Origin of the sequence: Halomonas terrestris (assembly GCF_049166755.1) — a bacterium.
Taxonomy (GTDB): domain Bacteria; phylum Pseudomonadota; class Gammaproteobacteria; order Pseudomonadales; family Halomonadaceae; genus Halomonas.
In genome coordinates, this window is record NZ_JBMHFZ010000016.1 from 14502 (window position 1) to 27785 (window position 13284).

Here is a 13284-nt window from a genome sequence, read left to right on the forward strand (position 1 = left end):
TTCTCAGGCATGTATCGGTGACGGTACTCATGGTTGGGCTGCGACTAAAGTTGATGAGCCTGCAGGCCTTGCCGTCCGGTATCCGACAGGTTACTCGCCGCTTGCCACCCTCGTGACTCACCCAACGTCAGGGCCGACCAAGATATGAGCAACGACGACCACCAGAACGGTATCGACTACTCCATGCTGCAGTCCCGTCTCGGCTACAAGCTACGCCGGGCGCAGCTCGTCTACTTCGATGTGTTCTTCGAAGCCTGTGCCCGGGAAGGCATCACGCCGGGACTGTTCAGCATCCTCGCCATCATTTATCACAATCCGGGGCTCACCCAGTCGGCGGTTTCCACGGCCCTGGACGTGGACCGCTCTGCCATGGTGGCGGCCATCGACAAGCTGGAGGGCATGGAGGTGGTGGAGCGCCGAAAGTCGAAGAATGACCGTCGTTCCTACGCGCTCTACCTGACCGAAAAGGGCAAGGACTTCACCGAGCGGCTCGAACGGAAGGTTGCCGCGGGCGAGGATGGTTTCGACTCCTTCATGAAGGAAGGTGAGCGTGAGTGGCTCCTCGACATTCTCGACCGAATCATCGAGGCAAGAAAGGGAAGCTGACTTCCGTCCCCCGCGAGGCTCACCAGAGCCGCCTCGATGATGACAGCCTGTGCCGGACTCACCTCACCGGCAATTCCGGTTCCGGGCCAACCCTATAACCCCGAGGTCAACCCGACAGAAGAAGGCCCTGCACACGGCCGGGCCTTCCCCCACCGGATTGCTCTCCGGCTACAGCATCCACAGCGTCAGGACAGGGAAGGCGATCAGCAGGATCAGGCGCAGCAGGTCGGCGACGATGAAGGGCGCCACCCCGCGGTAGATCTCGCCAAGGGATACATGGGGCGCCATGGCCTTGATCACGAAGACGTTCATGCCCACCGGTGGCGTCACCAGTCCCAGCTCCACGGTCAGCACCGTGAGGATGCCGAACCAGATCGGATCGATACCCAGCATGGTGATGATCGGGAAGACCACCGGCACCGTGATCACCAGCATGGCGATGGAGTCCATGAACATCCCGAGCACGAAGTAGAGCAGCAGGATCAGCAGCAGCACCACGATGGTCGGCACGTCCAGCCCCCCCAGGAAGGTGCTGATGGTGAAGGAGATCCGCGACACCGAGATGAAGTAGCCCAGGGTCTCGGCTCCCAGCAGCATGAAGAACACCACGGCCGAGAGCGCCAGGGTCTCCTGCACGCTGCGCCACAGCCCGGCCAGCCGCATGCCCTTGTACAGCGCATAGAGCAGCGTGGCGAAGGCCCCGACACTGGCCCCCTCGGTGGGGGTGAACATGCCCTGGTAGATCCCGGCGATGATGATCACGAAGACCGTGAAGAAGGGCACCAGGCCCGATAACGAGCGCAGCTTCTCGGCCAGTGATGTCGGCTCGCCGGGCACCGCGGTGTCCGGCCAGATCCGCATCACCACGCTCACCGTCAGCGCATAGAAGAGCAGTCCCAGGAGGCCGGGCAGGATGCCCGCGGCGAACATGTCGCCTACCGACTGCTCGGTGATCACGGCATAGATCAGCAGGGCGATGCTCGGCGGGATCATGATCCCCAGGGTGCCGCCCGCCGCCAGCGTGCCGGTCGCCAGGGAACGCTTGTAGCCGTGCTTCTCCATCTCCGGCAGCGCCACACGGGTCATGGTGCTGGCGGTGGCCAGCGAGGAGCCGGAGATCGCCGAGAAGACCCCGCAGGAGCCGACGGTGGCAATCGCCATGCCCCCCTTCCAGCCGCCACAGATCACCCGGGTGGAGTTGAACAGCATGCCGGCCATGCCGGAGTGGGCCGCCAGCACCCCCATCAGGATGAACATGGGGATGGCACTGAAGCTGTAGCTGGAGAGCACGTCCACCGGCACCGACTTGACCATGGAGACCGCCGCCGGCCAGGAGATCACCTGGGCGAAGCCCACCACGCCGACGGTCAGCATGGCCAGGGCCACCGGCACGCGCAGTACCAGCAGCACCAGGAGGCCGATCAGGCCGATGCCGCCTATCATCTCGCTACTCATGATGGACACCCCCTCCGTCGGCGGCGAAGAAGACGCCCAGCAGGGCATGCAGCAGGCTGCGCAGCGCCAGCAGGGCACAGAGCAGCGCGGCGAACTGGTAGATCGGCCCCATGGGGATCCGCAGGTCCTGGGTGACCTGGCCGCGCAGGGCGGCCGTCTCGGCTTCCTGCCAGAGGCCGATGGTCATGACCACGCCGAGGATCACGAAACCGAGGAGGAAGAAGCCTCCCAGACGCTCCTTGAGCGTCGGCGAGAGGCCGTGGCTGAAGGCTTCGACCACCACCTGGCTGCGCTCCACGCTGGCCGCCATGGCAGCGAGCAGGGCGAAGAGCATCAGGTAGCTGACCAACTCGACGCTGCCCACCACGCTCCAGTTGAGCGCTCCGCCGGAGAGGCGGAATACCAGGCGCATCAGCACATCGGTGATGGTCACGCCCATCAGGGCCAGCAGCGCCAGCCCGGCGACCAGCTGGCACAGGCGTGCCAGCTGGCGACTCACGAACGACAGGGATTGCATGGAGTGGCTCCCGCTCAGCCCTGCTCGACCGGGCAGGACTCGCGGGCGGCCATGGCGGCCTCATAGACCTCACGGGCGCTGTCCAGGCCACGCTCTTCCAGCTCGCTCAGGTAGGTTTCGATACCGTCCTGGAGCGGACCCGCCCACTCCTCATGTTCCAGGGGATTGTCGATGACGCGAATGGTGTGGCCCGCTTCCTCGGCCTCCTGCTTGCCGGCCTCGTCCAGGCCATCGAAGACATCCCCGGCCACCTGGCTCCAGGCCATGCCCATGTTGGCCTCGATGACGGCCTGCTGCTCGGGACTCAGGGCATCGAAGCTGCGCTGGTTCATGGTGGCGACGAAGATCAGCGAATAGAACGGCACCTGAGTGTGATAGTTGGCCAGCTCGTTGAGGCGGAACACCTTCATGCCCTCCCAGGGGAAGCTCAGCCCATCGACCACCCCGCGCTGCAGGGAAGTGTAGATATCGGGTGCCGGCATACCGACCGGCTGCGCACCCAGGTTTTCCAGCATCTGGCCCGCCACGGCGGTGGGACGACGAATGCGCAAGCCCTCCAGGTCACCCGGAGACTGGACATCGGTGTCGACGGTATGGATGTAGCCCGGACCGGTGGTGAACAGGTAGAGCACCTTGGTGTCGTCGTACTCGCCGGCGATATGGCCGTCGTCGTAGAGGCTCTGCAGGATGCAGGCGCCCTGGCTGGCGGTATCGGAGACCCCCGGCAGCTCGACGATCTGGGAGAGCGGGAAGCGCCCGGCCGTATAGCCCTGGGCGGTGATGGCGATGTCGGAGATGCCGTTGACCGCCCCCTGGTAGGCCTGGTCGGCACGGGTCAGGGTCTGGGAGGGGTAGTTCTCGATGACAAGCTCGCCACCGGACTGCGCCTCGACGGCATCGGCCCAGGCCTGGAAGATCTCCTGGTTGATGCCGGATCCGTCGGGCCAGAAATGCGCCATGCGCAGGGTGGTGGATGCCTGGGCGGAAGCGGCGGTGAGGCCGGCGATGGAGACCGCCAGCAGGCAGCGGGACAGGGTGCGGTTCATCAGGACGCTCCGATTATCGTTGTGGACACACTACATGTTCGCGATGCGAATTCTCGTTCGCTCATAAGCTATGAACGTAACCCATCATGCCGCCCTCGCGATAATCGACCTTGGTCCATGGCCGGCGACCCGGTATCGATGGAGGCAGCATCGACGGAGTTATCATTTTCCCCGAAGCGGTTCACCAGATAAGGCAAAATCAGCGCTATCGCTTGGATATTTCCAAGATAACGAAGCGACTTTAGTCCTATTGCCAGGTTCCGGCCACCCGCTTGGTGGAGTGAACGGCCGGAGTCAGCCTGCCTCGACCGGCCGCATCACTGCCACAGGACAACGTGCCTGGTGCAGCACCTCGCGGCTGACGCTGCCCGCCGCCAGCTGCGAGAGTCCACTGCGTCCGTGAGTCGTCATGACCACCATGACATCAGGCTGATTGGCGAGATAGCTGACCACGGAGCTGGCCGGCTCCTTGCCGTGAAGCACCTCCCAGTCCACCTCGGCCCGGTACTCCGCGTGAATCCTGTGCGCCAGGCTCTGGACATAGCCCGACTCCATGATATCGCCATGGCCGACGCCCCCCGGCAGTGCAGAGGCGGCGAGGGAGTCGACTTCGAGCACATGCAGCAGTTGTATCCGGGCACCGAGCCCATCGGCCAGGGCCACGGCCTGGGGCAGCACCGCCTCGGCCAGGGCCGAACCATCGACGCACACCATCAGGGTATCGATGCGCCGGCGCGCATCCGGGTCGAAACGGGGGCCGTGCAGCACCACCAGCTTGCCGCTGAGCCGCACGGTCTCCGCCGCCACGCTTCCCAGGAACAGCTCGGTCACCGGGCGTCGGCCATGGGAAGTCATGCAGAGCAGCGCATCGTCCCGCTCGGCGACCAGCCCTGCCAGCGCTTCGGCCGCGTCGTCTCCCTGCTCGACGTGCAGCGAGTCCTGGTACCTCGCATACCCCGCATCGGCCAGTTCCATCTCCAGCGCCTCGCGCTGAACCTCGGGCTCATCGTCGGGCGACACTATCGAGGCAAGTACCAGGTGCCCCTTCAACTGCCGGTTGAGCCGTTCAGCCAGGGCGATACCGCCCAGAGAGTAGGCCGAGTCGTCAACTGCCACGTAGACTGTGTGCATCTCGAAACCCCTGTTGCCGTCATGCTTGTTGAAGTAAAGCAGATAAGCACGAGCCTACCGGTCTCGATTTTCCCTCGACAAGGCAGGCCCGTGCATCGGGGAGACGACCACTACCACGCCTTGGTCAACTGCAGCCGGAAAGTGCTGACCCTCGCGGCTTGCTGCCCCTGGCCGACGAGTATAACTACCTCAGCCGGGTACCGGTTTGCCACACAGGTTGAGCCCCTTCCCTTCCGACAACAAGGTGGCGTCTGCCTGGCGCAGACGCCACCTCCTGTCGATCTACCCTCGGCTCAGGAAGCGATCTTCAGCACCGGCTTGACGGTGGTGCCGTCCTTCGAGTCCTCGAAGGCCTTATTGATCTGCTCGGGTGCGTAGAACTTGACCAGCCGATCGAAGGGGAAGCGCCCCTCCTTGTAGTAGGCCACCAGTTGCGGGATGAAGGCCCGCGGCACGGAGTCGCCCTCGATCACCCCGATCATCGACTTGCCCTCGGCCATCAGGTCGTGGTGCACGTCCAGGGTGACCTCGGGGGTGACGCCGACGATGGCCGAGACGCCCAGCGGCTTGAGCGCCTGCAGCGACTGGCGCACCACCGCCGGCACCCCGGTGGTCTCCACGGCGAACCGACTGCCGCCGCCGGTGATCTCCCGCACCCGCTCGACGGTCTCCTCCCGCTGGCCGTTGATCGCATGGGTCGCGCCCAGCTCCCGGGCCAGCTCGAGCCGGCTGTCGTGAACGTCCACAGCGATGATCTGTCGGCAGCCGGCAATCCGCGCCGCCATGATGGCGGAGAGCCCCACGGCACCGCAGCCATAGACCACCAGGCTCGACCCGAACTCGGGCTTGAGGCGGTTGAGCACGGTGCCGGCACCGGTCTGGATGCCGCAGCCCAGCGGACCCAGCAGCGCCAGGTCCACCTCCGGGTCGACCTTGACCGCGTTGCGGGCGCTGACCACGGCGTGGGTAGCGAAGGAGGACTGGCCGAAGAAGGTGGCCAGCGCCTCGTCGCCCCGGGCCAGGCGGTGGCTGCCGTCATCCATGGTGCCGCCGAAGTTGAGCTCGTTGAAGGTATCGCAGACGGTGGGGTGGCCGGTCAGGCAGTGATCGCAGCCGCCGCAGTGGGCAAAGGACAGCACCACGTGGTCGCCCACCTCGAGTCCCGTCACCCCCTCGCCGAGGGCCTCCACCACGCCGGCGCCCTCATGGCCCAGCACGATGGGGTAGGGGGCAATGCCGAGATCCCGAGACGCCTGTCGCCACGATACGCACCCGCACCTCGCCCACGGCGGGCTCAGCGAGCTCCACCGCCTGCCATTCGAAGTCACTCCCCTGCGCCGGGGTCACGGCCGCTTGAATCTGCATGGATTCTCTCCTCCATCGAAGGCCCCGCCCGGCCGGCGGCCGAGCGGGGTCGGTAGCGCTCCGGTGATGCCCCCGGCCGCCACGTCGGTGGCCGCCGGGGAAGGCTCACAGGAACTTGGTCAGCTGCAGGCGAATGGCGTCGCCTTCGCTCTCCAGGCCCTTCAGGCCACCCGCCTCGGCATCGTACTCGTGGTAGGCGGCGCCCTTGAGCTGAACGCCGACTGCCGGCCAGAGGTAGCCCGCCTCGACGCCGATGGCGTGCCGCTCTGCCTTGGCGCCGGTCGCCGCACCGTCATCGGCCTCCAGCTGCCAGGCGTCATAGCCCACCAGGCCAAGCTCCAGGCCGTTGGCCAGGCGGTGGCCGAGTCCCCACTCCACCAGCCAGCTGTCGCCCGGGGTGATGCCGGTGTCTTCCTGCTCGGTCTTGATCTCGTAGCGCGACAGCGCCGAGAGGTTCCAGCGCCTGTCGGCATCCAGATGCCAGACGCCGCCCAGGGTGAGCATGGTAGTGCCGTAGCCCTTGCCCACCGAGGCCGGGTTGCCGGCATCGAAGCTGGCGGTATCGAACCAGTGGCCGGCGGCGAAGGTGGCATCCCAGCGTTCGCCATGCCAGCCCAGGATCACCGGCCCCACGAAGAGGTCACCCACCCCCTTGTCGCTGAAGCGATTGCTGCCGGCAACATCGAGGTCGAACTCGATATCGAACATTGGGACGATCGCCTCCATGCCATAGTCGGCACCGAGGAACTGCTTGTCGGTCATCCAGATGAAACGGTTCGCCAGGGCGGTGACCGTCCCCTCGTTGCGCCCGGGAGCGGCGTCTCCCCTCGCGTCGTTAAAGCGCTCTACATCGTAGTGGAGCAGGTAGCCCCGGTAGTAGAGCCCTTCCGGCGGTGCCGCGGCGGCGCTCAGCCCCTCGATGCCGGGGGCATAGTGGCCGTTGGCGGCAAGCGCCGACGTGGCGAGGAGACCGGCGCCGAGGGCGGCCAGCCAGGCGGTTTTCTGAGTCTTCATCGCGTGTTGTCTCTCTTGTTGGCTCGTCCTGCCACCCGCCCGGGGTGGATGGCAGGACTGACGGTGGGGGTCAGAACGGGTAGGCGCGCGGCGTCTGCTGGACGCTGATCCAGTGGTCGGTGGTGAACTCCTCGATGGCCCAGTCGCCGTTGAAGCGGCCCAGGCCGGAGTTCTTCTCGCCGCCGAAGGGCACGTGGGCCTCGTCGTTGACCGGCATGTCATTGACGTGGGTCATGCCCGCCCTGATGCCCTGGGCGAAGCGCAGGCCGCGCTCGAGATCGCCGCTGAACACGGCGCTGGAGAGGCCGTACTCGGTGCCGTTGGCGAGTTCCAGGGCGTGGGCCTCGTCGCGGGCCTTCTGGATGCCCACCAGCGGGCCGAAGATCTCCTCGCGGCTGATCTCCATCTCCGCGGTGACATCGCCGAACACGTGGGGCGGCACCAGCTGGCCGTCGATCTCGCCCTCCAGCAGCACGGTCGCGCCTTCGCGCCTGGCGGTGGCGATCTTCTCCTCCAGCCCCTCGCGCTGCTTGGCGTTGATCACCGGGCCCACCACGGTGGCCATGTCGTCGGGATCGCCCACCTGGAGTCCCTTGACCTTCTCCACGAAGCGCTCGACGAAGGCGTCGTAGCGGCTCTCGGCCACGATGATGCGGTTGACCGCCATGCAGATCTGGCCCTGGTGGAGGAACTTGCCCATGGTCGCGGCATTCGCCGCCTGGTCCAGGTCGGCGTCGTCGAGCACCACGAAGGGGCTGTTGCCGCCCAGCTCCAGGGAGACCTTCTTGATGTGCGCGCCACCGCTGGCGATGCGGCCGATGCCGCGGCCCACCTGGGTGGAACCGGTGAAGGAGATCAGGCGCGGCACGCGATGTTCGACGAAGGCGTCGCCGATCTCGCTGCCGGCGCCCACCACCACGCTGAGCAGCCCCTCGGGCAGGCCGGCCTCCTCGAAGACCTTCGCCAGCAGCAGGCCGCCGGTGACCGGGGTGTCGCTGGCGGGCTTGACCACCACGGCGTTGCCCAGCGCCAGCGCCGGGGCGATGGAGCGCTGGGAGAGGTGCAGCGGGAAGTTCCAGGGACTGATCACCCCCACCACGCCCAGCGGCTTGCGGTAGACGCGGTTCTCCTTGCCCGGCACGTTGGAGGCCAGGGTCATGCCGTGCACGCGGCCCGGCATGCTGGCGGCCTCCTGGGTGATGCCGCGGGCCGCCCCCCACTCGACGTTGGCCTTGAGGCGGGTGCTGCCCGACTCGCGGATCAGCCAGTCGATGATCTCCTCCTTGCGGGCGTCGAAGATGCCCACCACCCGCTGCAGCAGGGCGCTGCGCTCGGCCGGCGGGGTCGCCGCCCAGGCGGCCTGGGCCCGCTCGGCGGCGGCAAAGGCGGCGTCGAGGTCGTCGCTCCCGGCCAGGCGGATCGACAGCAGCGGGCTGCCGTCATAGGGATTGGTCACCTCGGCGCGGCGCTCGCTGCCGCCCTCGCGCCACTCGCCGGCGATGGGCTGGAGATGGAAGTCGCGGTATGCAGTGCTCATGAGTCACTCTCCTCCGGGGATATCGCGGGTCAACGGTTACTGGCGAATGCCGGACTTGCCGGGCGACAGGATGCCGTTGGGGTCCAGGGCGTTCTTCAGCGTCGTGTGCACCTCGCGCAGCGGCTCGCCGAAGGTGCCGGCCACCTGCTCCATGAACTCGGTATTGGTGCGGTAGAGGCCGTAGCCGCGCTTGGCGAACTCGTCGATCAGCTCGGCGAAGCAGTCGTGGGCGCGCCGGGTCTCCTCCGGGTCCTGGCGGTTGTAGAGCAGGTCGATGACGTGGTGCATGTCGCGCCAGCCGACGATGTACTCGGCCACGTAGTCGAAGCCATACTTGCCGAGGATCCGCTGGGCCAGCTCCGTCTGGTCGCGGGTCTCGCTGCCCCTGGCCTGGGAGACCGGGGCGAACCACATGGAACCGCCGCCCCCGCGCCAGTTGTAGAGGCCGAACTCCTGCAGGTTCATGTCGCCCTTCATCAGCGCTGCACGGTATTCGAAGCCGCCACCGCGCTTCTCGGCCTCCTCGCCGTACATGATCTTCGCCTTGCCGCTCTTGCCGAAGGCCTGCTCGACGATCCGCCAGTTGACCTCGATCTGCTCCGGGGTACCGTAGAGCGCCGCATAGACGTTCCACTCGCCGATACCCTCGTCGGCCTTGATGCGCTCGATGGCTTCCCGCGGAATGGCGTCCGTACCGTCGTAGTACGCCTTGCGCTCCACGTGGGTACCCGCGTCCCACAGGGTGTGCACGATCACCACGGCGTTGGGAATGATCTGGGCGATGCGCAGCGGCCGCAGCACCTCGACGATCTCCTCGATGTCCTCCGGGTCCTGGTACTGGATGATGAAGGGGCGATAGGCGGGCGGCTCGGGCATCAGCCACAGCCCCATCTTGGTGACGATGCCGTAGTTGGACTGGGTGAAGAGGCCGTCGATATAGGGACCATAGCCCCACTTGAAGACCTGCCAGGAGCTGGAATTCTCGATGCCGCCCATGCCGGTGCGCACCACCTCGCCGTTGGCCAGCACCACCTCCATGCCGCACTGGAACATGAAGTGCTCGCCGTAGGGGGTGTAGCCCACGCCGCGATCCAGGGTGTTGCCCACCGGCCCGGCGATCGCCGAAGGCGCCGGCGGATCGAGCCACAGCTTGTAACCCTTCTCCTGGATGTGGTCGTGGAGCTGCTGGTAGGTCACCCCGGGTTCCAGCAGGGCCGTGCAGACGTCCGGGTCCACATCGAGGATGCGGTTCATGCGGTGCAGGTCGAGGATCACCTGGCCGGTCTCCCCCGGGGCGGCTGAGCCGTAGCCCAGGTTCTTGCCGGTGGAGATGGTCCAGATCGGCACCCTGTAGCGGTTGCAGGTGCGCACGATCTCCTGCACCTGCTCGGTGGTGGTGGGCAGCAGGGCCGCGGAAGGGATGTAGTCCTCGGCATCGCCGGCCATCATGATCTTGGTGTAGGGGGCCAGCTGCTCGCTCTCGGTCAGGACGCCACCGGCGCCGAGAATCTCGTGGAAGCGTTCCAGGGCGGCGTCGAAATCCGCCTCGGCAATCCCCTTGGGAAGGATGCGCTGTGTCGTGCTCATGGTGTCATCTCTCGATTGTTGTGGTCGGGGGCTCAAAGCCGCACCAGAAAACTCAGCTCGGTGGCGTTCGCGACGGCAGCGCCGGGACGGCGGAACCGTCCGGCATGGCGCCCGGAACCGTCGGCCATTGCCAGGCGGGCATACTCTCGGCCCAGTGCGGCCTGCCAGCTGCCGGCCTCCACCGCCAGCGGGGCCGCGAGCGGGCCGCGATGGCTCAACAGCCGGTGCCTTCCCGCCTCGTGGCGCCCCAGCGCCAGGACACGGCCGCGGCCGGCCAGCAGGCTGGTCAGCAGCGTCAGTCCCGCCTCGTCGGTGAAGCCGGTGGCCAGGGTGCCGGCGGGCAGCGCATGCAGTGCCAGGGGGTCGAGACGCCCCTCGTAGTGGGGTTCCCAGCCCTGCTGGCGCAGTCCCAGGCCCAGCTCGGTGGCCGAGCGGTCAACCCCATAGAGGCTTATCCGGCCTTTCCTCGGCGCCGCGTCGGACGCCCCCTGGCCGCCGGCCCAGGCGGCGCCCAGGGAAAGCGGCACGGCCGAGCCCATCAGGAGCCCATTCTTGAGAAGCTGTCGGCGTGTCAGGCGCATGGCGTCACTCCTCATCGGCATCGGAGTCGGCCAGCTCACCGCGTGCCAGGGCCTGGCTCAGCGCCTCGAGCTCGGGATCGCCGATCTCGCTGTCACGGAAGGCCGGCATGGCGGCACGGCCATTGCGCACCGTCAGGCGGATATAGGTGCTCCAGCTCTCCTGGGCCGCCTCGGGGAAGGCCTTGGTGATCTCGGGGCCGACGGCCTTGTCCGGGGCGTGGCAGTGGGCGCAGACCTGCCGGTAGGTCTCGGCGGGTTCACGCGCCTCCCGCTCGGCTGCAGAGGCCAGTGGCGGCAGCAGCAGGGCCCCGAGCAGGGCCAGGGTCCCGAGCCTGAGCGATGGGAGGTGCCGGAAGGGCACCGTTGTTGTGTTCTGCATGTCAGTGTCACCCGTCAGTTCGTCAAGGGCATGTCGCCGTCGGAGCACACCGACACCAGCGCCTTATACTTTGGTATAAATCAAGGGGGTTGGCATCGGGCTCCACGTCCTTCATGTGTCAAGAACCGTGCCGACATCGGAAAAAACCCCGCCATCAGGGCAGTAGGCGAACCTCCGGCCTCTATTTGTCCGCAATGCGGACATATGTTCGATAATATGGCTCAACCATTTGGTTACCCCATGACGAAATGGTGAAGGGCTCACGTCACCACGACGGGCGGCCCTCCCCCCTTCCTCGGGACGGGGGTGATATCCTCTTGCCTCGATCCGAGACAGCTCGAGTACGTCATGTCCGCTTCCCCACCCGACTATCCCAGCGCCCGCGACCTGATGGATGCCCTGCGCTTCCTGCCGGAGGAGGGCCAGATCTGGCTCGGCGAGCAACGCATGCTGCTGATGCCGCTGGCGGCCTCGTCCTTCTTCCGCAACGAGCTGGTGACCACCCTGGGCATGGAGCGCGCCAGGGGGCTCTTCATGCGGCTGGGCTACTACTCCGGCCTGCTGGATGCCGAGCTGGGCAGGTCACTGCGGGGTGGCGACGAGGAGCTGGAGGAGAGCTACCTGGCGGGCCCCCAGCTGCACGCCCTCCAGGGCCATGTCCAGGCCGTGCCGGTGCACCTGGAGATGGACCTGGCGCACGGCAGGTTCTACAGCGAGTTCGTCTGGAAGGGCTCCTTCGAGGTCGACGTCTGGCGTTCGCGGGGGCCCCAGGCCGAGCCCGTCTGCTGGACCCTGCTGGGCTACGCCTGCGCCTATGCCAGCCACCTGCTGGGCCGCGAGGTGCAGTTCCGCGAGGTCGCGTGTCGGGGTTGCGGGGATGCGGAGTGCCGCATCGTCGGCAAGCTGGCCGAGGAGTGGCCCGACCACGAGGCCTTCGCCGAGCAGTTCCGCGAGGAGCCACTGATCGATGAGCTCTATGAGCTGCAGGCGCGCATCGCCACCCTGGAGGGGGACCTGGCCCGCACCCGCGGCCAGGAGGACTGGGCGCCCATCGGCTCGACCCCGGCCTTCCAGGAGATGCTCGCCATGCTCGACAGCGCGGCGCCCTCCGAGGTCCCCGTGCTGCTGCTGGGCGAGACAGGCACCGGCAAGGAGATCCTGGCCCGGCGCCTGCACGACCAGAGCCTCCGCGCCGACGGCCCCTTCGTCGCCGTCAACTGTGCGGCCATCCCGCCGGAGCTGATCGAATCGGAACTGTTCGGGGTCGAGAAGGGAGCCTACACGGGCGCGGTGCAGTCGCGGATGGGGCGCTTCGAGCGCGCCGACGGCGGCACCCTCTTCCTCGACGAGCTCGCGGAGCTCTCGCCGCGTGCCCAGGCCGCCCTGCTGCGGGTGCTGCAGGAGCAGCAGATCGAGCGGGTCGGCGGCCAGGCGGTGCAGGACGTGGACGTGCGCATCGTGGCCGCCACCCATACCGACCTGCTGCGTCGCGTCGAGGAGGGCAGCTTTCGCCAGGACCTCTTCTACCGCCTGAACGCCTTCACCCTTACCGTGCCGCCCCTCCGCGAGCGGCGCGAGGACATCGCCGCCCTGGCGGAGCACTTCCTGTCGCGCTTCGAGCACCACTACCGGCGACGCACCCTGGGCTTCTCCGACCAGGCCCGTTCGGCCATGACCCAGTACCGCTGGCCGGGCAACATCCGCGAACTCAAGAACAGCGTCGAGCGCGGCGTCATCCTCACCGCCGACCACAAGCGCATCACCGAGAAGGCGCTGTTCGGTGACTACCGGGTCCCCACCCTGGAGCGCGAGAAGGGCCAGGGCCTGGATGCCTCGGGCATGCTCGCCGCCTCCCCGGGCGGCACTTCGGCCGAGACCTCACCGCTCGATCGGGTCCGTGCGCTGATCGAGGCCGGCATGACCCTGGAGGAGGTCGAGCGCACCATGCTCGAGGCCGCCCAGGCCGACAGCGACGGCAACATCACCGCCGCCGCCCGACGGCTGGGCATGACCCGCGCCGCCTATGCCTATCGGCTCAAGAAGCACGGCATGCGCTGAGGCCGGGG

General features: G+C 67.2%; 12 protein-coding genes. 2 read left to right on the forward strand and 10 right to left on the reverse strand.

The features are described from left to right. The first annotated feature begins 144 nt into the window (after window positions 1-144). Window positions 145-606 carry a MarR family winged helix-turn-helix transcriptional regulator gene (locus ACOMD9_RS14635; protein WP_421416248.1) on the forward strand — a complete coding sequence of 154 codons (462 nt, stop codon included), beginning with the start codon at window positions 145-147 and terminating at the stop codon, window positions 604-606. Window positions 607-774: 168 nt separating this feature from the next. On the opposite strand, the gene ACOMD9_RS14640 is transcribed toward ACOMD9_RS14635, so the two are convergent. From ACOMD9_RS14640 to ACOMD9_RS14685, 10 genes are all read right to left on the reverse strand, one after another. Beyond that, window positions 775-2061 carry a TRAP transporter large permease gene (locus ACOMD9_RS14640; protein WP_421416250.1) on the reverse strand — a complete coding sequence of 429 codons (1287 nt, stop codon included), beginning with the start codon at window positions 2059-2061 and terminating at the stop codon, window positions 775-777. Beyond that, window positions 2054-2578 carry a TRAP transporter small permease gene (locus tag ACOMD9_RS14645; RefSeq protein WP_421416251.1) on the reverse strand — a complete coding sequence of 175 codons (525 nt, stop codon included), beginning with the start codon at window positions 2576-2578 and terminating at the stop codon, window positions 2054-2056. Before ACOMD9_RS14645 ends, ACOMD9_RS14640 begins: the two co-directional genes overlap by 8 nt. A gap of 14 nt (window positions 2579-2592) precedes the next feature. Further along, entirely contained in the window at window positions 2593-3624 is a 1032-nt protein-coding gene (locus ACOMD9_RS14650) for a TRAP transporter substrate-binding protein (protein WP_421416253.1), read from the reverse strand. Window positions 3625-3918: 294 nt separating this feature from the next. Next, window positions 3919-4755, reverse strand: coding sequence for a universal stress protein (locus tag ACOMD9_RS14655; protein WP_421416255.1), 837 nt, complete (start codon window positions 4753-4755; stop codon window positions 3919-3921). 293 nt (window positions 4756-5048) lie between these two features. Then, window positions 5049-5948 (reverse strand): NAD(P)-dependent alcohol dehydrogenase, encoded by a 900-nt coding sequence (locus ACOMD9_RS14660; protein ID WP_421416257.1) that lies wholly within the window; start codon window positions 5946-5948, stop codon window positions 5049-5051. A 277-nt stretch (window positions 5949-6225) separates the two neighbouring features. After that, window positions 6226-7134, reverse strand: a complete 909-nt coding sequence (locus tag ACOMD9_RS14665; protein WP_421416258.1) for a SphA family protein — start codon at window positions 7132-7134, stop codon at window positions 6226-6228. Window positions 7135-7204: 70 nt separating this feature from the next. Next, window positions 7205-8671 carry an aldehyde dehydrogenase family protein gene (locus tag ACOMD9_RS14670; protein WP_421416261.1) on the reverse strand — a complete coding sequence of 489 codons (1467 nt, stop codon included), beginning with the start codon at window positions 8669-8671 and terminating at the stop codon, window positions 7205-7207. A 36-nt stretch (window positions 8672-8707) separates the two neighbouring features. After that, window positions 8708-10258, reverse strand: a complete 1551-nt coding sequence (locus ACOMD9_RS14675; protein WP_421416263.1) for an FAD-binding oxidoreductase — start codon at window positions 10256-10258, stop codon at window positions 8708-8710. Window positions 10259-10290: 32 nt separating this feature from the next. Beyond that, window positions 10291-10839, reverse strand: a complete 549-nt coding sequence (locus tag ACOMD9_RS14680) for a hypothetical protein (protein ID WP_421416264.1) — start codon at window positions 10837-10839, stop codon at window positions 10291-10293. A gap of 4 nt (window positions 10840-10843) precedes the next feature. Next, the gene (locus ACOMD9_RS14685) at window positions 10844-11218 is read right to left on the reverse strand and encodes a c-type cytochrome (protein WP_421416266.1); all 375 of its coding nucleotides are present in this window, start codon (window positions 11216-11218) and stop codon (window positions 10844-10846) included. A 348-nt stretch (window positions 11219-11566) separates the two neighbouring features. Between ACOMD9_RS14685 and ACOMD9_RS14690 the strand changes: the two genes are divergently transcribed. After that, on the forward strand, window positions 11567-13276 hold the full coding sequence (locus ACOMD9_RS14690) for a sigma 54-interacting transcriptional regulator (protein WP_421416268.1): 1710 nt from the start codon (window positions 11567-11569) through the stop codon (window positions 13274-13276). Window positions 13277-13284 lie beyond the last annotated feature (8 nt).